22 protein-coding genes are annotated in these 22,688 nt (G+C 60.1%); 10 read left to right on the top strand and 12 right to left on the bottom strand.

The features are described 5' to 3' along the window. Positions 1 to 306: 306 nt before the first annotated feature. Positions 307 to 3,111 (bottom strand): DNA polymerase I, encoded by a 2,805-nt coding sequence (gene polA / locus JFT86_RS06210; protein ID WP_201236139.1) that lies wholly within the window; start codon positions 3,109 to 3,111, stop codon positions 307 to 309. A gap of 74 nt (positions 3,112 to 3,185) precedes the next feature. On the opposite strand from polA, the gene JFT86_RS06205 reads away from it, so the two are divergent. Then, positions 3,186 to 3,476, top strand: coding sequence for a DUF2782 domain-containing protein (locus JFT86_RS06205; protein WP_201236138.1), 291 nt, complete (start codon positions 3,186 to 3,188; stop codon positions 3,474 to 3,476). Between the two features lie 60 nt (positions 3,477 to 3,536). Continuing rightward, complete coding sequence (locus JFT86_RS06200; RefSeq protein WP_201236137.1) at positions 3,537 to 4,490, top strand: homoserine kinase; 954 nt, start codon at positions 3,537 to 3,539, stop codon at positions 4,488 to 4,490. Positions 4,491 to 4,618: 128 nt separating this feature from the next. Here JFT86_RS06200 and JFT86_RS06195 read toward each other — a convergent pair whose 3' ends face one another. Continuing rightward, entirely contained in the window at positions 4,619 to 5,539 is a 921-nt protein-coding gene (locus JFT86_RS06195) for a zinc ABC transporter substrate-binding protein (protein ID WP_201236136.1), read from the bottom strand. 66 nt (positions 5,540 to 5,605) lie between these two features. Between JFT86_RS06195 and JFT86_RS06190 the strand changes: the two genes are divergently transcribed. Genes JFT86_RS06190 through JFT86_RS06175 form a run of 4 tightly spaced genes read left to right on the top strand, consistent with a single transcriptional unit; the run spans position 5,606 to position 8,405 of the window. Then, positions 5,606 to 6,088: a Fur family transcriptional regulator gene (locus tag JFT86_RS06190; protein WP_166222181.1), complete on the top strand. Its 483-nt coding sequence runs from the start codon at positions 5,606 to 5,608 to the stop codon at positions 6,086 to 6,088. Further along, positions 6,088 to 6,873, top strand: a complete 786-nt coding sequence (gene znuC / locus JFT86_RS06185; RefSeq protein ID WP_201236135.1) for a zinc ABC transporter ATP-binding protein ZnuC — start codon at positions 6,088 to 6,090, stop codon at positions 6,871 to 6,873. The genes JFT86_RS06190 and znuC overlap by 1 nt, the downstream gene beginning before the upstream one ends. Then, complete coding sequence (znuB, locus tag JFT86_RS06180; RefSeq protein ID WP_201229599.1) at positions 6,866 to 7,654, top strand: zinc ABC transporter permease subunit ZnuB; 789 nt, start codon at positions 6,866 to 6,868, stop codon at positions 7,652 to 7,654. Before znuC ends, znuB begins: the two co-directional genes overlap by 8 nt. Before the next feature lie 37 nt (positions 7,655 to 7,691). Continuing rightward, the gene (locus JFT86_RS06175; RefSeq protein ID WP_201236134.1) at positions 7,692 to 8,405 is read left to right on the top strand and encodes a PA5502 family lipoprotein; all 714 of its coding nucleotides are present in this window, start codon (positions 7,692 to 7,694) and stop codon (positions 8,403 to 8,405) included. A 125-nt stretch (positions 8,406 to 8,530) separates the two neighbouring features. Here JFT86_RS06175 and katE read toward each other — a convergent pair whose 3' ends face one another. Continuing rightward, a complete protein-coding gene (katE, locus tag JFT86_RS06170; protein WP_201236133.1) occupies positions 8,531 to 10,672 on the bottom strand; it encodes a catalase HPII in 2,142 nt (713 codons plus the stop codon). 262 nt (positions 10,673 to 10,934) lie between these two features. Between katE and JFT86_RS06165 the strand changes: the two genes are divergently transcribed. The 3 genes from JFT86_RS06165 to JFT86_RS06155 all read left to right on the top strand — a co-directional run bounded on the left by JFT86_RS06165 (position 10,935) and on the right by JFT86_RS06155 (position 13,465). Then, entirely contained in the window at positions 10,935 to 11,942 is a 1,008-nt protein-coding gene (locus tag JFT86_RS06165; protein WP_201236132.1) for a methionine ABC transporter ATP-binding protein, read from the top strand. Then, positions 11,942 to 12,616, top strand: coding sequence for a methionine ABC transporter permease (locus JFT86_RS06160; protein ID WP_103302932.1), 675 nt, complete (start codon positions 11,942 to 11,944; stop codon positions 12,614 to 12,616). The genes JFT86_RS06165 and JFT86_RS06160 overlap by 1 nt, the downstream gene beginning before the upstream one ends. A 78-nt stretch (positions 12,617 to 12,694) precedes the next feature. Further along, positions 12,695 to 13,465, top strand: coding sequence for a MetQ/NlpA family ABC transporter substrate-binding protein (locus tag JFT86_RS06155; RefSeq protein WP_166222191.1), 771 nt, complete (start codon positions 12,695 to 12,697; stop codon positions 13,463 to 13,465). 231 nt (positions 13,466 to 13,696) lie between these two features. Here the strand turns inward: JFT86_RS06155 and JFT86_RS06150 are convergent, their stop codons facing one another. Genes JFT86_RS06150 through JFT86_RS06130 form a run of 5 tightly spaced genes read right to left on the bottom strand, consistent with a single transcriptional unit; the run spans position 13,697 to position 17,605 of the window. Beyond that, positions 13,697 to 14,332, bottom strand: coding sequence for an SCO family protein (locus JFT86_RS06150; protein WP_007911741.1), 636 nt, complete (start codon positions 14,330 to 14,332; stop codon positions 13,697 to 13,699). Next, positions 14,329 to 15,228 (bottom strand): heme o synthase, encoded by a 900-nt coding sequence (gene cyoE, locus JFT86_RS06145; RefSeq protein WP_038365028.1) that lies wholly within the window; start codon positions 15,226 to 15,228, stop codon positions 14,329 to 14,331. Before cyoE ends, JFT86_RS06150 begins: the two co-directional genes overlap by 4 nt. Beyond that, positions 15,216 to 16,295 (bottom strand): COX15/CtaA family protein, encoded by a 1,080-nt coding sequence (locus tag JFT86_RS06140; RefSeq protein ID WP_201236131.1) that lies wholly within the window; start codon positions 16,293 to 16,295, stop codon positions 15,216 to 15,218. Before JFT86_RS06140 ends, cyoE begins: the two co-directional genes overlap by 13 nt. A gap of 10 nt (positions 16,296 to 16,305) precedes the next feature. Further along, positions 16,306 to 16,899: a hypothetical protein gene (locus JFT86_RS06135; protein ID WP_201236130.1), complete on the bottom strand. Its 594-nt coding sequence runs from the start codon at positions 16,897 to 16,899 to the stop codon at positions 16,306 to 16,308. Continuing rightward, positions 16,865 to 17,605 (bottom strand): SURF1 family protein, encoded by a 741-nt coding sequence (locus tag JFT86_RS06130; protein WP_201236129.1) that lies wholly within the window; start codon positions 17,603 to 17,605, stop codon positions 16,865 to 16,867. The genes JFT86_RS06135 and JFT86_RS06130 overlap by 35 nt, the downstream gene beginning before the upstream one ends. 70 nt (positions 17,606 to 17,675) lie before the next feature. On the opposite strand from JFT86_RS06130, the gene JFT86_RS06125 reads away from it, so the two are divergent. After that, the gene (locus tag JFT86_RS06125; RefSeq protein ID WP_127649383.1) at positions 17,676 to 17,879 is read left to right on the top strand and encodes a twin transmembrane helix small protein; all 204 of its coding nucleotides are present in this window, start codon (positions 17,676 to 17,678) and stop codon (positions 17,877 to 17,879) included. 83 nt (positions 17,880 to 17,962) lie between these two features. Here JFT86_RS06125 and JFT86_RS06120 read toward each other — a convergent pair whose 3' ends face one another. The 4 genes from JFT86_RS06120 to coxB all read right to left on the bottom strand — a co-directional run bounded on the left by JFT86_RS06120 (position 17,963) and on the right by coxB (position 22,659). Continuing rightward, positions 17,963 to 18,850 (bottom strand): cytochrome c oxidase subunit 3, encoded by an 888-nt coding sequence (locus JFT86_RS06120; protein ID WP_201236128.1) that lies wholly within the window; start codon positions 18,848 to 18,850, stop codon positions 17,963 to 17,965. 25 nt (positions 18,851 to 18,875) lie between these two features. Then, entirely contained in the window at positions 18,876 to 19,427 is a 552-nt protein-coding gene (locus tag JFT86_RS06115; RefSeq protein WP_201236127.1) for a cytochrome c oxidase assembly protein, read from the bottom strand. 435 nt (positions 19,428 to 19,862) lie between these two features. Beyond that, positions 19,863 to 21,449, bottom strand: coding sequence for a cytochrome c oxidase subunit I (ctaD, locus tag JFT86_RS06110; RefSeq protein WP_201236126.1), 1,587 nt, complete (start codon positions 21,447 to 21,449; stop codon positions 19,863 to 19,865). 82 nt (positions 21,450 to 21,531) lie between these two features. After that, complete coding sequence (gene coxB / locus JFT86_RS06105; protein ID WP_201236125.1) at positions 21,532 to 22,659, bottom strand: cytochrome c oxidase subunit II; 1,128 nt, start codon at positions 22,657 to 22,659, stop codon at positions 21,532 to 21,534. Positions 22,660 to 22,688: the final 29 nt, after the last annotated feature.

Raw genomic sequence — 22,688 nt, 5'->3', positions numbered from 1 at the left:
CGCAGCATGACGGCATCACAGCCAGTTTTTGGGCAAAAAAAGCCCCGGATTTCATTGGGGAGGGAGAAATTCCGGGGTTCAAGTTCCGAACCGCTAGGGCGGGGTTCAGATATCTGCCAACACTTAACACAACATAGGAGCATCGAAGGGCTTCACCAGCCATTCAGTAACTCTGAGTAGTGTCCTTCCAGATTAGTTCAGATTTTTTTCAAAAAGCTTTGGAATAATCCCAAGTGCTTTTCGAAATAAGCAGGTATTACCGGCGCTGCCGCGACAACAGGTCGCGGCGGACCGGGTTCAAATGGCTCAGTGAGCCTCATCCCAATTGTTGCCCACACCGACTTCGACCAGCAGCGGCACATCCAGTTTCGCCGCTTCGCTCATGTGTACGCGAATCTCGCTGCTGACCTGCTCGACCAGATCCTCGCGAACTTCCAGCACCAGTTCATCGTGCACCTGCAGGATGACTTTGGCGTCCAGCCCGGACGTCGCCAGCCAGTTATCCACTGCCACCATGGCTTTCTTGATGATGTCGGCTGCGGTGCCCTGCATCGGCGCGTTGATCGCCGTGCGTTCGGCTGCTGCGCGTTCCTGCGGCTTGTTGGAGTTGATCTCCGGCAGGTACAAGCGACGGCCGAAGAAGGTTTCGACATAACCCTGATCCGCCGCTTGGGCGCGAGTGCGATCCATGTACTCGCGAACCCCTGGATAGCGCGCGAAGTAGGTGTCGATGTAGGCCTTGGCGGTCTTGGTGTCGACGCCGATGTCCTTGCCGAGCTTCTGCGCACCCATACCGTAGATCAGGCCGAAGTTGATCGCCTTGGCGCCACGGCGCTGGTCGGAGGTGACTTCGTTGAGTTCGACCTTGAACACTTCGGCAGCGGTCGCGGTGTGCACGTCGAGATTATTGCGGAAGGCGTTCATCAGGCCTTCGTCCTTGGACAGGTGGGCCATGATCCGCAGTTCGATTTGCGAATAGTCCGCCGCCAGCAGTTTGTAGCCTTTCGGCGCGACGAAAGCCTGACGAATACGCCGGCCCTCAGCGGTGCGCACCGGAATGTTCTGCAGGTTCGGATCACTGGAGGACAAACGCCCGGTCGACGCTACCGCTTGGTGATACGAAGTGTGGATGCGTCCGGTGCGCGGGTTGATCTGCTCCGGCAGGCGATCAGTGTAGGTGCTTTTCAGCTTGCTCATCGAACGGTGCTCCATCAGTACCTTCGGCAAGCGATGATCGTCTTCAGCGAGTTTCGCCAACACTTCTTCAGCGGTGGACGGCTGACCCTTGGCGGTCTTCTTCAGCACCGGCAGACCGAGCTTCTCGTAGAGGATCACGCCCAGTTGCTTCGGCGAGCCGAGGTTGAATTCTTCCCCGGCGATCTCGAACGCTTCGCGCTCCAGCGCCACCATTTTGTTGCCCAGCTCAATGCTCTGGATGCCGAGCAGTTCAGCATCGACGAACGCGCCTTGACGCTCGATGCGCGCCAGCACCGGCACCAGCGGAATCTCGATGTCGGTCAAAACGCTGGCCAGGCTCGGGATGGCGCTGAGTTTTTCGAACAAGGTCTGGTGCAGACGCAGGGTGATGTCGGCATCTTCCGCAGCATACGGCCCGGCCTGTTCCAGAGCGATCTGGTCGAAGGTCAGCTGCTTGGCGCCTTTGCCAGCGATGTCCTGGAAGCTCACGGTGGTGTGATCCAGGTACTTCTGCGCGAGGCTGTCCATGTCGTGACGGGTGGCGGTGGAGTTGAGCACGTAGGACTCAAGCATCGTGTCGAAAGCGATGCCACGCACGGTGATGCCTTGGTTCTGATCGCCGCCGATGGCGCAGTTGGCCAGGATGTTCATGTCGAACTTGGCGTGCTGGCCGACCTTGAGCTTGCTTGGGTCTTCCAGAATCGGCTTGAGTGCGCGCAGCACGGTGTCGCGATCCAGTTGTTCCGGCACGCCGATGTAGGAGTGGGTCAGCGGGATATACGCGGCCTCGTTGGCCTGCACGGCGAACGACAGACCGACCAGTTGCGCCTGTTGTGCGTCGATGCCGGTGGTTTCGGTGTCGAAGGCGAACAGCTTGGCGTTGTTCAGCTTTTCCAGCCAGACGTCGAAACGCGCCTGATCGAGGATGGTTTCGTAAGCGGCTTCAGCGGGAGCGGCGGGTGCCTCTTCCGCTGGCGCGCTGAACAGATCGCCGGCCGGCGCAGGCTCGGCGGCAGCGCTCAGTTCCAGACGTTTGGCGTCGCGATCCAGATCATTGATCCAGCTTTTGAATTCCAGCAGGGTGTATAGCTCGTAGAGCTTGGCCGGGTCTTCCGCGCCCATTTGCAGGTCGTCGAGTTCGACGTCCAGCGGCACGTCGACCTTGATGGTCGCCAGTTGGTAGGAGAGGAACGCCATCTCCTTATGCTCTTCGAGCTTGGCCGGCAGGGTCTTCGCGCCGCGAATCGGCAGGGTCGGCACGATGTCGAGGTTCGCGTACAACTCAGTGAGACCGCCGTTGACGCCGACCAGCAGGCCGGAAGCGGTCTTCGGGCCGATACCTGGAACGCCCGGAATATTGTCGGAAGAGTCGCCCATCAGCGCCAGATAATCGATGATCTGCTCCGGTGCGACGCCGAATTTCTCCTTCACGCCTTCCACATCCATCGAACTACCGGACATGGTGTTGACCAAGGTAATGTGGCCATCGACCAGTTGCGCCATGTCCTTGTCGCCGGTCGAGATGACCACCGGCCGATCCGCCGCCGCGCTGCTGCGGGCGAGGGTGCCGATCACGTCGTCGGCCTCGACGCCTTCCACGCACAGCAACGGGAAGCCGAGCGCGATCACGCTCTGGTGCAGCGGTTCGATCTGCACGCGCATGTCGTCGGGCATGCTTGGGCGGTTGGCCTTGTATTCGGCGTACATCTCATCGCGAAAGGTCCCGCCCTTGGCGTCGAAAACCACCGCGAACGGGCTGTCCGGGTACTGCTTGCGCAGACTCTTGAGCATGTTCAACACGCCCTTGACCGCGCCGGTCGGCAGGCCTTTGGAAGTGGTCAGCGGTGGCAGGGCGTGGAAAGCGCGGTACAGGTAAGACGAACCGTCCACCAGGACGAGGGGGGCTTGGCTCATGAGCAGGATCAACCTTTTCGGCGGGTCCGGCGCTAGAATAGCGGGACCGTTGACGACAAAGGGACAAGGTTATCATGCGTACGTTAAATCGCTTGCTGCTGGTCGGTCTGATTGCTGTCTCACCGTTGGCCGCGTTCGCTGCCGATGATGCGCCCTCAGCGGACCCGGAGGTAACCATTCGCACGGAAGGCGACAAGACCATTCAGGAGTATCGTCAGAACGGTTTCCTGTATGCGATCAAAGTCACCAAGAAAGGCTTTCCTCCGTACTTTCTGGTGCGTGCCGATGGGACGGATGCAAACTTCATCCGCTCGGATCAGCCGGATATGCTGATTCCGTCGTGGAAGATTTTCGAATGGAAGTAGCCTCTTAATTTTAATCGGCGCCGCTTTGACTGCGGCGCCAGAACTGAGCAGTTTTTAACCATGTCTGTGTTCACTCCCCTGGCTCGGCCCGAGCTGGAAACCTTTCTCGCCCCTTACGGGCTCGGCCGTCTGCTTGATTTCCAGGGGATCGCCGCCGGCAGTGAAAACACCAATTTCTTCATCAGTCTGGAGCAGGGCGAATTCGTCCTGACCCTGGTCGAGCGTGGCCCGGTGCAGGAGATGCCGTTCTTCATTGACCTGCTCGACGTGCTGCACGAGGCTGATCTGCCGGTACCTTATGCGCTGCGCACCACCGACGGCGTGGCCCTGCGTGAGCTGAAGGGCAAACCGGCGCTGTTGCAGCCGCGCCTTTCGGGCAAGCACATCAAAGTCGCCAATGCTCAACATTGCGCGCAGGTCGGTGAGTTGCAGGCGCATCTGCACCTGGCGACCCAAGGCGAGCGCATGATCAAACGCAAGACCGATCGTGGCCTGGACTGGATGCTGGAGGAGGGCGCCGAGTTGCTCTCGCACCTGAGCGATGAGCCGCGTGCCTTGCTGCAAAAAGCCCTGGATGAAATCACCGAGCGCAAAGAGAAGATTCTCGCGCTGCCGCGGGCAAACATTCATGCCGACCTGTTTCGCGATAACGCGATGTTCGAAGGCACTCACCTGACCGGGCTGATCGACTTCTACAACGCCTGCTCGGGGCCGATGCTCTACGACGTGGCGATTGCCTTGAACGACTGGTGTTCTGACGACGACGGAGTGATTGATGGCCCCCGGGCGCGGGCGTTCCTCGGTGCTTATGCGGCATTACGCCCGTTCACGGCGGCTGAGGCCGAGTTGTGGCCGACGATGTTGCGCGTGGCCTGTGTGCGGTTCTGGCTGTCACGGTTGATCGCGGCTGAGCAGTTTGCCGGGCAGGATGTGCTGATTCACGATCCGCAGGAATTTGAACAGCGCTTGGCGCAGCGGCAGCAGGTTCAGACTCCGCTACCTTTCGCCCTCTGAAACTGTGGCGAGCGAGCTTGCTCGCGCTGGGCTGCGCAGCGGCCCCAAAATTCTGGCAGTCAGCCAGATTTTTGTGAGTGCTGCGCACTCAAGCGGGAGCAAGCTCCCTCGCCACAGGTTTTGGTTTGTTACAGCGATTCCAGGCATCCCGCCAGATCATTGCCCAACTTTTCCAGCACCTGCTCATAGCCCTGAGCGGTCGCCGGGGTGTACCCGCCTAGCGCATCCAGCTCAGCCAGTTTTACCGGCAGACCTGCCACCAGTGTCTCGGCCAGGCGCGGACGCAATGGCGGCTCGCTGAACACACAGGTCTTGCCGACTTCCTGCAAACGCTTGCGCATCGCCGCGACATGCTGCGCGCCCGGCTGCACTTCGGCTGCCACGCTGAACACGCCCGTGTGCTTCAGACCATAAGCCTCTTCAAAGTAATCAAACGCCTCGTGGAAGACGAAGTAAGGCTTGCCTTCAACACCCGCCAGACGCTTCTTCAAACGCACATCCAGCGCATCCAGACGCTCGTCGAAGGCCTTGGCGTTGCTCTGATAACGCTCGGCATTGGCCGGGTCGGCAGCGCTCAAGTCAGCCGCCATCTTGTCGGCAATGACCCGCGCGTTGACCGGCGATAGCCACAAATGTGCGTCCAGTGTGCCCGGACGGTGATCGTGATCATGCTCGTCGGCCTCTTCGGCGTGGGAGTGGCTGTCTTCAGCGAAATGCCGCAGTTTCATCCCTGGCAGATCCTGCACCGCCACGCTCGGTAGCGTACGACCGTTCAGCACGCGCGGCAGGAAACCTTCCATGTCCGGGCCGATCCAGTAGAGCAGATCCACCGACTGCACCTTCCGTACGTCGGACGGGCGCAGGGCGTAATTGTGTGGCGAGGCGCCGGGCGGCAGCAGCACTTCGGGAATCGCCACGCCGTCCTGCACTGCCGCAGCAATCAGCTGCAACGGCTTGATGCTGGTGAGGACTTTGACCTCGGCCTGAGCCGAACCGATCAGCAGAAAACTGGCGACAAATGCCACAAAAACAGAAAAAAGTCGGGACACGATGACCACTCAAGGAGGCGAGAACGGGTAACATAATAACGTCTCTATCAAAACTCGTCGCCGCCCATGCCTATTACACCGATTGCCAGCCGTCCCCACGACCACTCTCATTGCGTGCACAGCGCTTTGTCCGAGGCCGATACCTTGTGCGCCCAGAAAGGCTTGCGCCTGACCGCGTTGCGTCGCCGGGTGCTGGAACTGGTGTGGCAGAGCCACAAGCCGCTGGGCGCCTACGACATTCTCGCCGTGCTCAGCGAGCAGGATGGCCGCCGCGCTGCGCCGCCAACGGTGTACCGCGCGCTGGATTTCCTTCTGGAAAACGGCCTGGTGCATCGCATCTCCTCGCTCAATGCCTTCGTTGGCTGCGTCCACCCGGAACACGCGCATCAGGGCCAGTTCCTGATTTGCCGCGACTGCCACGCTGCCATCGAGCTTGAGCAAAAAGTGATCAGCGACGCGATCATCAACAGCGCCAGGGACGTCGGTTTCATCGTCGAAGCACAGACCGTCGAAGTTGTCGGTCTTTGCTCCGGTTGCCAGGGGGCTTGATGAGCAACGCGCTGATCCGTCTGGAACAGGTCGCCGTCACGTTTGCCGGGCAGGCTGTGCTGGACAACATCGAGCTGAGCGTCGAGCCGGGGCAGATTGTTACCCTGATCGGCCCCAACGGCGCCGGCAAGACCACGCTGGTGCGCGCCGTACTCGGGCTGTTGAAGCCGGACAGCGGCAGTGTCTGGCGCAAGCCGAAACTGCGCGTCGGTTACATGCCGCAAAAACTCCATGTCGATCCGACCCTGCCGCTTTCGGTGCTGCGCTTTCTGCGCCTGGTGCCAGGCGTTGATCGCCCGCGTGCGTTGGCGGCGTTGAAGGAAGTGGGCGCCGAGCATGTCATCGACAGCCCGGTGCAGACCGTTTCCGGCGGCGAAATGCAGCGTGTGCTGCTGGCCCGGGCGCTGCTGCGCGAGCCGGAATTGCTGGTGCTCGACGAGCCGGTGCAAGGCGTCGACGTCGCCGGGCAAGCCGAGCTGTACAGCCTGATCACCCGTCTGCGTGACCGCCATGGCTGCGGCGTATTGATGGTGTCCCACGATCTGCATCTGGTGATGAGCACCACCGACCAGGTGGTCTGCCTCAATCGCCACGTCTGCTGCTCAGGGCATCCCGAGCAGGTCAGCGGCGATCCGGCGTTCGTCGAACTGTTCGGCAAGAACGCCCAGAGTCTGGCGGTCTATCACCATCATCACGACCATGCTCACGATCTGCACGGTTCGGTGGTCAAAGGGCCGGTTACTGGCCAACCTCACGTTCATGGAGACAACTGCAAGCATGGCTGATTTTCTGTTGTATGCCCTGCTTGCAGGTCTGGCGTTGGCGATCGTTGCAGGTCCGCTGGGTTCGTTCGTGGTCTGGCGGCGCATGGCCTATTTCGGCGACACGCTGTCCCACGCGGCATTGCTCGGCGTGGCATTGGGTTTTCTGCTGGATGTCAGCCCGACGGTCGCGGTAACAGTCGGCTGCCTGCTGCTGGCGGTGCTGCTGGTAACGCTGCAACAGCGCCAACCGCTAGCGTCCGACACGCTTTTGGGAATTCTCGCACCGAGCACGCTCTCGCTCGGGCTGGTAGTACTAAGCTTCATGCATGAAGTGCGGATCGACCTGATGGCCTATCTGTTCGGTGACCTGCTGGCGATCAGCCCGACCGACCTGGCGTGGATCCTCGGCGGCAGCGCGGCGGTGCTGGTGCTGCTGGTGACGCTGTGGCGGCCATTGCTGGCGGTCACCGTGCATGAAGAGTTGGCCAAAGTCGAAGGCCTGCCGGTGGCGGGTCTGCGCATGGCGCTGATGCTGTTGATTGCGGTAGTGATCGCGGTGGCGATGAAAATTGTCGGTGTGTTGCTGATTACTTCGCTGTTGATCATCCCGGCGGCTGCGGCACAGCGTCACGCCCGTTCGCCAGAGCAGATGGCAGTGGGCGCGAGCCTGCTGGGCATGCTCGCCGTGTGTGGCGGGCTTGCGTTGTCGTGGTTCAAGGACACCCCGGCCGGCCCGTCAATCGTTGTGACGGCGGCCGCACTGTTTCTGCTGAGTTTTGTTCTGCCCCGTCGAGGGGTGTAGACTTGCTCGCTTTTTGCGCAATTAGAGAGTCGCAGGAATGAAGCCGTTCGCCTCCCGTTATCTGCTCCTTGTTGCATTTTCAGTGCTGCTGGGCGCCTGCCAAAGCACGCCGCCGGTGGCTGAAGTTCCCGATGCGCGGGCTACGGCCATCGCACAGCTGGAGCAAAGCCTGGCCAGCAGCGAACTGGCCACCGCCGAAGACCAATTGGCCGCCTTGCAGGCTGAAACCCCAAACGATCAATCCCTTGAGCAATACCAGCGGCAACTGGCCGAGGCGTATTTGCGCCGCAGCCAGATCGTCCTGCAAAAGGGTGATGTGAATGCGGCCGCGACGGCATTGAGCCGTGCCCGCGTGCTGATGCCCAAGGCGCCGGCGCTGACCGGTGGCGTCAATGGTGCAATCACCGAAGCGCGCAAGGCTGAGCTGGAAAAGGCTGAAGCCGCGTTGCTGGCGGCTGAAGCCAAGCCGAAAGCCAAAGTGATCGACCCGACCGCCGAAAGCACTACGGTTGCGCTGAACATCACCGATAGCCGCAAACTTCGTCGTCAACTGGATGCGATCGCCGCCGATGTGGTGAATTACGAGTGCTCGGTGAGCATTCAGGCGCCGCGTACCAACGACTACCCGTGGTTGTCGACGTTGTTGACCAAGCGGGTGAAGAAACTCAATCCGGATTTCGATCTGCAGATTCAGAAGCAGATCTTGCGCACGGTGCCGGCGCAGATGGTTTTGAGTCCGCGTAAACCTTAAAAAGCATCGCGAGCAGGCTCACTCCTACAGAGGATCTCTGGGGAACACAGATTTTGTGTCATACCCAGATCAAATTGTAGGAGTGAGCCTGCTCGCGATAGCGCCCTGCCAGCCAGCGAAGATCCTTAGGCTGGAATGGCTTTCGCCTTAGGCTCCCGATCCCAAACCCGATGCTGCCCGATCGCAGCAAAGAACGGCTTGGTCAACGCCGACACATCCTTGCCCTGCAGCAACCCAGCATCCGCCTCCAGCTTCAGCAAATCCTGCAACTGCTTGGCATCGCCGTGCAGCGCAATCGCCTTCAAATGCTTGTACGCCTCCAGCAGGTAATGCAACGCCACGCCATCACCGCTCAACGCCTTGATCGACGCCGCGCCACCCGGCACAAACACCGCATCGAAAATCACTGACGGCATGCCTTCCATCGAAGCATCCACTGGTAATGATTTACCATCTGCCGTCTTAACCGGCGCCGAAGTTGGCCCCAGCAACTTCGCATGCGCCCCTTCAGCCGCCAAAGCCTTCTTCATCGCATCAATCGCCGCACCATCGACGCCGTTGGCGGCAAGAATTGCCACTTTCCGTGTCTTGATGTTCTCCGGCAACAGATTCGCCTGGCTCAATGCAGGCGAGTGATCAAACGACACTTTGCGCACCTCCACCGTGCCTTTGCTCGGCGCAGGCAGACCTAGATTGGCCGCAACACGTTTGGCCAGCTCCAGATCGATGTTGGCGAGAATCTCGTTCACCTCACGCGCCCGGATGAACTCACGCTCAACCTTGCCCAGCTCAAAGCTGTAGGCCGCGATGATGTGTTCTTTCTCATGCGCGCTCATGCTGTTGAAGAACAGCCGTGCCTGGGAGAAGTGATCGCTGAATGACTCGCTGCGTTGGCGAATCTTCGCCGCGTCGATGCGTTCCGGATAGCTTTCAAAACCACCGTCCTGCGCGGCGGGCGGGGTTTCTTTTGGCCAGCCGCCATCAATCGAATTCGGCTCGTAGGACGCACGCCCCTTGTCGATCACCGTGCGGTGTTGGGCATCGCGCTGGCCATTGTGGAACGGTGCCACCGGGCGGTTGATCGGCAGTTCGTGAAAATTCGGGCCGCCGAGTCGGCTGATCTGCGTATCGGTGTAGGAAAACAGCCGACCTTGCAGCAACGGGTCGTTGGAGAAGTCGATCCCCGGTACGATGTGGCCCGGGCAGAAGGCAACCTGCTCGGTTTCGGCAAAGAAGTTGTCCGGGTTACGGTTCAGGGTCATTTTGCCCAGCGGCGTGATCGGCACGATCTCTTCGGGGATCAGCTTGGTCGGGTCGAGGATGTCGAAATCGAAGTCATGCTCGTTTTCCTCCTCGATAACCTGCACGCCCAACTCCCATTCCGGGTAGTCGCCCATTTCGATAGCTTCCCAGAGGTCGCGACGGTGGTAGTCGGTGTCCTTACCCGCAAGCTTCTGCGCCTCGTCCCAGACCAGCGAGCAAGTGCCGGCTGTAGGTCGCCAGTGGAATTTGACGAAGCGTGATTTGCCCTCGGCATTGATCAAGCGAAAGGTGTGCACGCCGAAGCCCTGCATGCTGCGCAGGCTTTTCGGGATCGCCCGGTCGGACATCGCCCAGATGACCATGTGCGCCGATTCCGGCACCAGTGAAACAAAATCCCAGAACGTGTCATGCGCCGAACCGCCAGTCGGTATCTCGTTATGCGGCTCGGGTTTCACCGCGTGGACGAAGTCGGGAAACTTGATCGCGTCCTGAATAAAGAACACTGGCATGTTGTTGCCGACCAGGTCGAAGTTGCCTTCGTCGGTGAAGAACTTCACCGCGAAGCCACGCACGTCACGCACGGTGTCGCCGGAGCCCCGCGGCCCTTGCACGGTGGAAAAACGCACGAACACTGGCGTCTTTTTCCCCGGATCCTGTAGGAAACCAGCCTTGGTCAGCGCTGCATGGTTCTCGTAAGCCTGAAAGAAACCATGCGCGCCGGTGCCGCGAGCGTGAACGATGCGCTCCGGGATCCGTTCATGGTCAAAGTGCGTGATCTTTTCACGCATGATGAAATCTTCCAGCAACGATGGCCCGCGCGGGCCGGCCTTGAGGGTGTTCTGGTTGTCGGCGACTTTCACACCCTGATTGGTGCGCAGCGCCTGCCCGGTGGCGTCGGAGCGGAATTTCTCCAGGCTGTCGAGTTTGGCATTGGTGTTGGCGCGATCCTTGGTATCGGTCCCGGCCATCTGGCTTTTGTCGGAGGTAGGCTTCTTGCTGCTCATCAGTCGTAAACTCCTCGTTTGACCCCGATGCGTGTCGGGGACTCTTGAGTGGTTCCCGGGCACGGTACCCAGGGTTTTCAAGTCGCTTACTTAGTGACTGATGAGGGTTTTGGGCGTTCCTTTTTTATGACCTTTGATCTTGTTATTGCCAAATCGAAGGTTAATTGCGAAATAAATGCTAAGAACCTCTATACGGACAGGCTAAAATGCGCGCCCGGCTAACCGCTGATCCTTTTCTAACGCGCCCCACAAGGTTCGCTACGTGATCGAGTTTCAAAACGTCCACAAGACTTACCGCGTCGCCGGTAAGGACATTCCCGCCCTGCACCCGACCAGTCTGACGATTGAGAACGGTCAGGTCTTCGGCCTGATCGGTCATTCCGGTGCGGGCAAAAGTACCCTGCTGCGGCTGATCAATCGCCTGGAACAATCCAGTGGCGGCAAGATCATCGTCGATGGCGAAGAAGTCACCGCGCTGGACGCCAACGGCCTGCGCCGTTTCCGCCAGCAAGTCGGGATGATCTTCCAGCACTTCAACCTGCTCGCCTCCAAGACCGTGGCCGACAACGTTGCGTTGCCGCTGACCCTGGCCGGTGAGCTGTCGAGCAGCGACATCGACAAGCGCGTCGCCGAGTTGCTCAAGCGCGTCGGCCTGTCCGATCACGCAAAGAAGTACCCGGCGCAATTGTCCGGCGGCCAGAAGCAGCGCGTCGGCATCGCCCGCGCTCTGGCGACCAAGCCGAAAATCCTGCTGTGCGACGAGGCCACCAGCGCGCTCGACCCGCAGACCACGGCGTCGGTCCTGCAATTGCTGGCCGAGATCAATCGCGAGCTGAAACTGACCATCGTTCTGATCACCCACGAGATGGATGTGATCCGCCGTGTCTGCGATCAGGTCGGCGTGATGGATGCCGGCGTAATCGTCGAGCAAGGTTCGGTTGCCGATGTGTTCCTGCATCCGCAGCACCCGACCACCAAGCGTTTTGTGCAGGAAAGCGAGCAGATCGACGAAAGCGAGCAGCGCGATGACTTCGCTCACGTGCCCGGCCGCATCGTGCGTCTGACCTTCCAGGGCGAAGCGACCTACGCGCCATTGCTTGGCACCGTCGCCCGGGAAACCGGCGTCGATTACAGCATCCTCGCCGGTCGCATCGACCGCATCAAAGACATTCCGTACGGGCAATTGACCCTCGCCGTCACCGGTGGCGACATGGAAGCGGCCTTCGCCCGCTTCACCGCCGCTGACGTTCACATGGAGGTATTGCGCTAATGGAAGACCTGATCAGTTTCTTCACCAATATCGACTGGTATGAAATCTGGCTGGCGACCGGCGACACCATGCTGATGCTCGGTGGTTCGCTGCTGTTCACCGTGCTGCTCGGCCTGCCACTGGGCGTGTTGCTGTTCCTCTGCAGCCCGCGTCAGCTCCTGGAAAACCGTGGCTTCTACGCAGTCATGTCGCTGGCGGTGAACATCCTGCGTTCACTGCCGTTCATTATTCTGTTGATCGTGATGATCCCGTTCACCGTGCTGATCACTGGTACGTCGCTGGGCGTGGCCGGTGCGATTCCGCCGCTGGTGGTCGGCGCTACGCCGTTCTTCGCGCGTCTGGTGGAAACCGCGCTGCGTGAAGTTGATCGCGGCATCATCGAAGCGACTCAGTCGATGGGCGCGACCACGCGGCAGATCATCATGAACGCTTTGCTGCCAGAGGCCCGTCCGGGCATCTTCGCGGCGATTACAGTGACGGCGATTACACTGGTGTCCTACACGGCGATGGCTGGTGTGGTCGGCGCCGGTGGTCTGGGTGACCTGGCGATCCGTTTCGGTTATCAGCGCTTCCAGACTGACGTGATGATCGTCACCGTGGTGTTGCTGCTGATCCTGGTGCAAGTGTTGCAAATGGTGGGCGACCGTCTGGTCGTGCATTTCTCGCGCAAATAACCGGTTTTGTAACTTAGAGATGAGCCGGCCATTCGCTGGCAGGCGCCAAGACGGGCGCTTTGAAAAGGAGTTAGCTGAATGAAAAAACTGATCGCTGCTTTCGCTGCCGTTGCGGCATTCTCGGCCCACGCCGAAACCCTGACCGTTGCCGCCACCCCGGTGCCGCACGCGGAAATCCTCGAATTCGTGAAGCCGGCCCTGGCCAAAGAAGGCGTGGATCTGAAGGTCAAGGTCTTCACCGACTACATTCAGCCGAACGTACAGGTCGCTGAAAAGCGTCTGGACGCGAACTTCTTCCAGCACCAGCCGTACCTTGATGAGTTCAACAAGGCCAAGGGCACCAGCCTGGTGGCTGTGACTGGCGTGCACCTGGAACCGCTGGGCGCGTACTCGAGCAAGATCAAGGATCTGAAAGACCTGCCAAGCGGCGCCAATGTGGTGATCCCGAACGACGCCACCAACGGCGGCCGTGCGCTGTTGCTGCTGGCCAAGGCTGGCGTGATCACTTTGAAGGATCCGACCAACATCCTGTCGACCGTCAAAGACATCGCACAGAACCCGAAAGACCTGAAGATCCGTGAACTGGAAGCCGCGACCATCCCGCGCGTGCTGACCCAGGTCGATCTGGCGCTGATCAACACCAACTACGCGCTGGAAGCCAAGCTCGATCCGTCCAAGGACGCGCTGGTGATCGAAGGTAACGACTCGCCTTACGTGAACATCCTGGTGTCCCGTGCGGACAACAAGGACAGCGACGCCATGAAGAAACTGGCTGCCGCCCTGCATAGCCCGGAAGTGAAGCAATTCATCACCGAGAAGTACAAAGGCGCGGTATTACCGGCGTTCTGATTCTGGCGCTGTAACGAAAAAGGGGACGCCATGAGCGTCCCCTTTTTTGTGCCTGCTTACCGCACTGCATTTGTTGCGAGGGGATTTATCCCCGTTCGGCTGCGCAGCAGTCGCAATATCATTGCACACGGTATTCCTGATACACCGCAGTTGCAGATTTTGGGGCCGCTTCGCAGCCCAACGGGGATAAATCCCCTCGCCACAAAGAGTCCCGGTGCTTCCAGTGGTGCGTTACTTGCGGTTCAGCATCACCGGCAACTGCGCAACCAGTTTGGCGTTGTTCAGCGGTGCACGAATAAACCCTCGCTGCGTGCCATCCGGGCCGATTACCGCGAGGTTGCCGCTATGGTCGACGGTGTAATTCGGCTTGCTGGTATCGGCCGGAATAAACGGAATACTCACCGCGTTCGCTACCTTCTGCAGCTCTTCAATCGACGTCGGCGTCAGGCCGACAAACTGCGGATCGAAGTAACCCAGGTACTGCTTCAACTGCTTGGGGTTATCGCGGTTCGGGTCAACGCTGACCAATACGATCTGCAATTTATCCACAGCGTCCTTGGGCAATTCACTCTTGATCTGCCGCAGCTGCGCCAACGTGGTCGGGCAGATGTCCGGGCAGAAGGTGTAGCCGAAGAACAACAGACTCCACTTACCTTTGAGCTCATTGATCGCGACCGGTTTGCCGTCCTGATCGGTCATCGTCACGTCCGGCAGGTTGCGGCTCTGCGGCAGCAGGATGATGCCGGCGTCGATCAGCGCGGTGGGGTCGCCCTGGCCCTTGCCGCTCAGCACTTTGTTGACGGTCAGGCCGAGGATCAGCGCGATCACGGCGACGAGGATGAAGACGGTTTTCTGGGTTCGAGTCATAGGTTCAACAGTAAGTAGTGGTCTACGAGCAGGGCGATGAACAGCAGGAACAAGTACCAGATAGAGTACTTGAAGGTGTTGATCGCCGCGTGCGGCCGAGTGCCACGGTACAGCACCACGGCCCATTGCAGGAACCTTGCGCCCAGCGCGAGTGCGCAAATCAGGTAGAGCACGCCGCTCATGTGAATCACATACGGCAACAGACTCACCGCTAGCAGCGCGAAGGTGTACAGCAGAATGTGCACTTTGGTGTAGTGCTCGCCGTGGGTGACTGGCAGCATCGGGATGTCAGCCTTGGCGTATTCCTCTTTGCGATGGATCGCCAGCGCCCAGAAATGCGGTGGCGTCCAGGCGAAGATGATCAGCACCAGCAACAGCGGTTCGGCGCTGACGTGGCCGGTGGCGGCGGTCCAGCCGAGCAGCGGCGGTGCGGCGCCGGCGAGGCCACCGATGACGATGTTCTGCGGCGTCGCGCGTTTGAGAAACCCGGTGTAGATCACTGCGTAACCGAGCAGCGAAGCCAGCGTCAGCCATGCCGTCAGTGGGTTGGTGAAGGTCAGCAGCAACGCCTGACCAAGCAGCGCCAACACCAGCGCAAAGGTCAGTGCAGCGGCAGGCGAAACCCGGCCCTCGGCCAGTGGTCGTTTGTGCGTGCGCGCCATCACCGCATCAATGCGCCGATCCACCACATGATTGACCGCCGCCGCGCCACCGGCACACAGCGCGATGCCCAGATTGCCGAACACCAGCACCGTCCACGGCACCCCGGCACGAGTGGCGAGGAACATGCCGACCAGCGAGGTGATCAGCATCAGCACCACGACTTTCGGTTTGGTCAGTTCCAGATAATCACGCCAGATCGCCTGATGCGGACGTTCGCCAATCAGAATCGCCACGGCGTTTCTCCTTTTATTGTGATGGGCGCGGCCGAGTGTTTCCGCGGGCTGAGGCGCCAGCGCGCGAGCACCGGTTGTTTGACCCGGACCAGACTGGTCCGCGCGTGGTAATTGACCAGCACCATGGTCAGCAACAGCGCCGCGCCGCCGGCGTTATGCGCCACGGCCACCGGCAGCGGCAGATGAAACAGCACGTTGCTGATGCCAAGGGTGATTTGCGCGGCGAGGGCGATCACCACCAATCCGGCGAGGCGCGTCATGCCGACCCCTTTCAGTTGCCACGCCAGGCCGAGTAAAACCAACGTCACCAGCAGCGCGCCGATACGGTGGGTCAGATGAATTGCCGTGCGTGCATCGCTATCGAGTTGCCCGCCGAGATAATTCGGGCCGATGTGTTGGGTCAGGTGAAAACCGTTGGCGAAGTCTGCGGGTGGCAGCCATTGGCCGTGACAGGTCGGGAAGTCGATGCACGCCACCGCCGCATAATTGGAACTGACCCAGCCACCGAGCGCGATCTGGCTGATCACCAGTAACAGGCCCGCGGTCGCCCAATACTGCAAACGCTTGGGCACGGTCAGCGCCGGCAGCACGCCGGATAACCTCAACGTCAACAAAAACAACAGACTCAAGGTGGCAAAACCGCCGAGCAAATGCCCGGTGACCACTTGCGGCCAGAGCTTGAGCGTCACCGTCCACATGCCGAACGCCGCTTGCGCAAACACCACTGCCAGCAGAAACAGCGGCAGCTTCAACGGCTGCCCCGGATGACGCCGATTGACCCAGGCGCGCCCGGCCAGAATCGAAATCAGCATGCCGAGGGTGCCGGCGAAGTAGCGGTGGATCATCTCGTTCCAGCCCTTGTGCGCCTCTACCGGCGAGTCGGGGTAATGCAGTTCGGCATGGGCCAGTTGCGCTTCGCTTTTCGGCACGCTGATAAACCCGTAGCAGCCCGGCCAGTCCGGACAGCCCAGACCTGCATGAGTCAGTCGGGTGTAGGCGCCGAGCAGCACCACAATCAGTGCCAGCAGGGTGGCAAACAGCGCGAGGCGAAATCCAGGTTTGGCCATGACGATGCCCTTATCCGATGTTCGACAGTTTCAGCAGGTGACGCAGGTCGTTGAGCAGATCCTTGCCTTTGACGTTCGGGTCGTAACGCAGCACGAGGTTGCCGTGCGGGTCGATGATCCACAGCTGCGGCGTGGCTTTATCACCAGTGGTCTTGCTGAAGGTGGTGACATCCAGTGGATAGCGTTGCAGTTGTGGATATTCACGGGTCAGCTTGGCTTCGTAGTCAGCGCCCAAAGGCTGTGCAGCGGCCAGGGCGTGGCTGGCGCGGCTGGCATCACGACCGAGGCCGATCTGGATCTGCCGCGCCAGGTACACCAACTGCTGGCAATCAACCGCGCAATCTTTAGGCGCGGTTACCAGCATCTGCCAGCGCTCTTCTTCGGCTTGTACGCCGAGGTCGGCGCGGGTCTGGCCATTGCCGATCAGTTCGCCGTGATAGCTGCGGCCATCCGGTACCCAGAACTGCAATTTGTACATGCCGGTGGCGAGGATCATCGGGCCGATCACGCCGAGCAGGATCAGCAGCAGCTGGATGCGTCCGCGACGGCGACTGGCGACGGGTTTCGCCTCAGACATGCTGGGTGGATTCATGGCCGTTCCCATGGTGTTTCTCCTTTGCGTTGTGCAAGCCCAAATAGACGTAGAGGCCGAGCAGGGCGGTGGCCATGGCGAACCACTGCACGGCGTAACCGAGGTGTTTTTCCGGGCCCATGGCGACTACTGGCCAGTCGGCCTCGTAGCTGGCCGGGCCTTGTTCTGCACGCACTTCGTAGGCGAAACCGTCGCGCTCGAGGGTTTTCCACAACTTGACCGGCTCGACGGCGGTGATGGTTTGCGGCCAGGTGCTGCTGACCGGGTCGGCATGTAACTGGAAGGTTGCACCGGGAGCGACATAGGCCCAGGCATCGATACTGAGCGCCTCGTCAGGCGTGCTGAATTGTGGCGCTACGCGACGGTCCGGCCACGGCAGCCAGCCACGATTGACCAGCAGCCACAGTCCGGTGGCCCGGTCCTGAAACGGTTGCAGCAGTTCCACGCCGACCTTGCCGTTACGCTGGCGGTTGTCGAGCAGCAGGCTGTGCGCAGCATCGAACTGGCCATGTAGATGCACCCGGCGAAAGGCCGGGTCGGCGCTGTGCAGCAATTCGCTGCTGGCCATCGGTTCGGCGGCGCGACGTTCGGCGTAGCTGGCGAGCAGGGCGGTTTTCTCCGCGCCACGGCTCAGTTGCCAGAACCCCAACGACACCAGCAGCGGCAGCAGCAACGCCACCACCACGGTCGGTATCACGCCCGGACGAAAACGCTTCATGGCTGTGCCACAAAGTCAGTCGCCGCGATCGCTATACTCAACTGCATCGCCTGTCCCCCGGAGTCTTCCCATGCTCAAAGCAGCCATCGTCGTGCTGCTGATTGCCACGGTGATCAGCCTGTTCAGCGGCCTGTTTTTCCTGGTCAAGGACGACAGCAGCTCAAATCGCCTGGTCATCGCCTTGAGTGTTCGGGTGGCATTGGCCGCTGCCACCGTCGGCTTGATCGCCTGGGGCTTTTACAGCGGCCAACTGGTGTCCCACGTTACCTGGTAGCTGCAAGCGGTCAGCTACAAGCTACAAGTTAGAAGCCTTACCGCTTTGACTTGAAGCTTGCAGCTCGCGGCTTGCAGCTGTTGTCAAAGCACATAAACGAAGATGAACAAGCCGATCCACACCACGTCGACGAAGTGCCAATACCAGCTCGCCGCCTCAAAACCGAACTGATGCTCGGCGTCGAAGTGGCCTTTCATGATGCGCATCAGCATCACGAACAAAATGATTGTGCCGATGGTCACGTGGGCGCCGTGGAAACCGGTGAGCATGAAGAACGTCGCGCCGTAGATACCCGAACCGAGGGTCAGCCCCAGTTCGTGGTAGGCGTGCATGTATTCCTCGGCCTGCAGGGCGAGGAAGCCGCAGCCCAGCAGCACGGTGATCGCCAGCCAGATTTTCAGCGCGCCGCGATGGCCCTTTTTCAGCGCATGGTGGGCGATGGTGATGGTCACGCTGGAGCTGACCAGCAGAATCGTGTTGATCAGCGGCAGGCCCCACGGGCTGATGACTTCCTTCGGTGGCGGGAACAGTTTCGGATCAGGGGTGTGCAGCAACGGCCAGGTGAACTGGAAGTTCGGCCAGAGCATGTGGGCGATGCCTTTCGGGCCTTCACCGCCGAGCGCCGGGCCGGAAATGTGGCGCACGTAAAACAGTGCGCCGAAGAACGCGGCGAAGAACATCACCTCGGAAAAGATGAACCAACTCATGCCCCAGCGAAACGAGCGATCCAGCTGCGGGCTGTACAGCCCCGAACGGCTTTCCTTGATCACCGTGCCGAACCAGCCGAACAACATGTACGCCAGCAGCAGTCCGCCGACGAAAAAGATGTACGGCCCGTGGGATTCCGGGCGTGCGGCTTTCAGATCGTTGAACCAGGTCGCCAGGCCGTACACGGTGATGGCCATGCCGAAGGTGGCGATGATTGGCCATTTGCTCTGGGCCGGAACGTAATAATGCTCATGAGTTGCCATTTATTGTTCTCCTTATCGGGCACGCTTAACCGCCAGTATTTGCAGCCACTGGTGGATGACGGGCGGTGATATCGAACAGCGTGTAGGACAGCGTCAGGTGCTTCACATCCTTGGGCATGTCGCGGTCAACAATGAAGCGCACCGGCATCTCGATCTGCTGACCGGGCTGCAGCACCTGCTGGGTAAAACAAAAGCATTCGGTCTTGTGGAAATACGCCGCCGCGTTGCTCGGCGCGATGCTTGGCACGGCTTGCGCACTCATCGGTTTGTCGGTGGGGTTGCGGGCGATGAAGATCATCTCGTTGACCCCGCCCGGGTGGGCTACCAACTCCTCACCCTTGGGATAGAACTCCCACGGCATGTCGGCATTGTTCATCGACAGAAACTGCACGCGCACCTGACGCGAGGTGTCGACCACTTGTTCACCCTCGTACTGCCCGGCAGTCTTGCCGTTGATGCCGAAGGCTTTGCACATCACGTCGTAGATCGGCACCAGGGCAAAACCAAAGACAAACATCGCCACCACCACCCCGAGCAGGCGGGTGACGAGTTTTTTCATCGAGACCGAGTCAGCCATGGCTTCCACCCCCTATCGGTGATGCCTTTGTGGCGAGGGGATTTATCCCCGTTGGGCTGCGCAGCAGCCCTGAATCCAGCGCACACGGTCTGCCTGATAAATCTCGACTGCAGATTTTGGGGCTGCTGCGCAGCCCAACGGGGATAAATCCCCTCGCCACAGGGGTTTTGTGTGCATCCAAAAAATATCTGTGAGCATTCACAGGGGTTTTGTGTGCATCCCAAAAGTATCTGTGAGCCTCCACAGGGGTTTTGTGTGCATCCAAAAAATATCTGTGAGCATCCACAGAGGGCTTGTGTGCATCCAAAAGATATCTGTGAGCATTCACAGGGGTTTTGTGTGCATCCAAAAAATATCTGTGAACATCCACAGGGGATCTTTGGGAATCCCAAGGAGGTCTGTGTGCTTGCACAGATTTCACCAACGGCTGGATATTCATTTCACTTCCGGCGGTGTGGTGAAGGTGTGGTATGGCGCCGGTGACGGCACGCTCCATTCCAGGCCTTCCGCGCCATCCCACGGTTTGGCCGGTGCCGGCGGGCCGCCGCGAATGGTCTTGATCACGATGAACAGGAAGAACAGCTGCGTGGTGCCGAACATGAACGCGCCAATCGACGAGACCATGTTGAAGTCGGCGAATTGCAGGTTGTAGTCCGGAATCCGTCGTGGCATCCCCGCCAGACCGACGAAGTGCATCGGGAAGAACGTCAGGTTCATGCCGACGAAGGACAGCCAGAAATGCAGCTTGCCGAGGGTTTCGTCGTACATGTGACCGGTCCATTTCGGCAGCCAGTAGTACGTCGACGCGAAGATCCCGAAGATTGCCCCTGGCACCAGCACGTAGTGGAAATGCGCGACCACGAAGTAGGTGTCCTGATACTGGAAGTCCGCCGGAGCGATGGCCAGCATCAGCCCGGAGAAACCACCGATCGAGAACAGGATCACGAACGCCACGGCAAACAGCATCGGCGTTTCGAAGGTCAGTGAGCCTTGCCACATGGTGCTGGCCCAGTTGAACACCTTCACCCCGGTCGGCACCGCGATCAGCAGGGTCGCGTACATGAAGAACAGCTCGCCCACCAGCGGGATGCCGACCACGAACATGTGGTGCGCCCAGACGATGAATGACAGGAACGCGATGCTGGCCGTGGCGTAGACCATCGAGGTGTAGCCGAACAGCGGCTTGCGCGAAAACGTCGGGATGATCGAGCTGACGGCGCCGAACGCCGGCAGGATCATGATGTACACCTCGGGATGCCCGAAGAACCAGAACACATGCTGGAACAGCACCGGGTCACCGCCACCGGCGGCACTGAAGAAGCTGGTGCCGAAGTGGATGTCCATCAGCATCATCGTCACGCACCCGGCCAGTACCGGCATCACCGCAATCAGCAGGAACGCGGTGATCAGCCAGGTCCAGACGAACAGCGGCATTTTCATCAACGTCATGCCGGGGGCGCGCAGGTTGAGGATGGTCGCGATCACATTGATCGCGCCCATGATCGAACTGATCCCCATCAGGTGGATGGCGAAAATGAAGTAGGTCACGCTCTCCGGCGCATAGGTCGTCGACAGCGGTGCGTAGAACGTCCAGCCGAAGTTCGGCCCGCCACCGGCGGTGAACAGGGTCGAGACCAGCAGGATGAACGCTGCCGGCAACAGCCAGAAGCTGAAGTTGTTCATCCGTGGCAGAGCCATGTCCGGTGCGCCGATCATCAACGGGATCATCCAGTTGGCGAGACCGACAAACGCCGGCATCACCGCACCAAACACCATCACCAGCCCGTGCATGGTGGTCATCTGGTTGAAGAATGCCGGCTCGACGATCTGCAGTCCGGGCTGGAACAGCTCGGCACGAATCACCATGGCGAACGTGCCACCCAGCAGGAACATGGAAAACGCGAACCACAGGTACAGCGTGCCGATGTCCTTGTGGTTGGTGGTCAGCACCCAGCGCATCAGGCCTTTGGCGGGGCCGTGGGCGTGGTCGGCATGACCGTGGTCATCGATTACAGCGCTCATGGCCTGTCTCCTGTAAACGAGTGAGCTGGGCGGGCGGGGGCGCGATGCCCCGGCCGATGGATTACCTGCGCGATGGACCGGGTCATTTGCTTTCCGCCTGTTTCAGCTCCAGCACTTCTTTTGGCGTGACCATGTCGCCCTTGTTGTTGCCCCAGGCGTTACGTTCATAGGTCACGACCGCCGCGATATCGACTTCTGACAATTGCTTGCCGAACGCTGCCATCGCAGTGCCGGGCTTGCCGAAATACACGCGGTGCAGGTGGTCGGCTTTCGGTCCGGTGGCAATCGGCGAGCCTTTGAGTGCCGGGAACATTGGCGGCAGGCCCTGGCCTTCGGCCTGGTGACAGGCGACGCAGGTGGTGTGATAGATCTTGTCGCCACGTTCCTTGAGTTCGTCGAGCGTCCATTCCTTGCTGGTCAGCTCTTTGAGCTGCGCGGCCTCGGCTTTGCGGTCGGCGAGCCACTTGTCGTAGTCGGCCTTCTCCTTGACCTCGACCACGATCGGCATGAAGCCGTGATCCTTGCCGCAGAGTTCGGCGCACTGGCCACGGTAAATGCCGGGTTTGTCGATGCGCGTCCAGGCTTCGTTGACGAACCCCGGGATCGCATCACGTTTGACCGCGAAGGCCGGCACCCACCACGAGTGGATGACGTCGGCGGAGGTCACGAGGAAGCGCACCTTGGCCCCGGTCGGCAGCACCAATGGCTTGTCGACTTCGAGCAGGTAGTGCTCGCCCTTGGCTTCCTTGTTGTGGATCTGCTCGGCGGGGGTGGCCAGGTTGCTGAAGAACTCGACGTCCTGGCCCAGATATTTGTAATGCCACTTCCACTGATAACCGGTGATCTGGATATCGATATCCGGCTCACTGGTGTCGTACATCTTGATCAGGGTGGCGGTCGCCGGAACAGCCATCGCCACCAGTATCACGAACGGCACGATGGTCCAGAGGATTTCGACGGTGGTGCTTTCGTGGAATTTTGCGGCGACCTGCCCGGTAGAACGGCGGTGCACCATCATCGACCAGAACATGGCGCCGAAGACGATGATCCCGATCACCACACAGATCCAGAAAATGGTCATGTGCAGGTCGAATACTGCGTGACTGATTTCAGTCGCTCCAGGCGCCATATTCACAGTCCATGCGGCGTGTGCCGGACTGAAAATCGACCACAACAGGAGGCCCATCCAGACGTGTGGATGTCGCATCATTGCGGGTTCCCCTTATCGTTCTTGTTATC

The sequence above is a fragment of the Pseudomonas sp. TH06 genome (genome assembly GCF_016651305.1).
Classification (GTDB): domain Bacteria; phylum Pseudomonadota; class Gammaproteobacteria; order Pseudomonadales; family Pseudomonadaceae; genus Aquipseudomonas.
The sequence above is the reverse complement of the archived record's forward strand: the minus strand, read 5'-3'. Positions and strand labels throughout refer to the sequence as shown.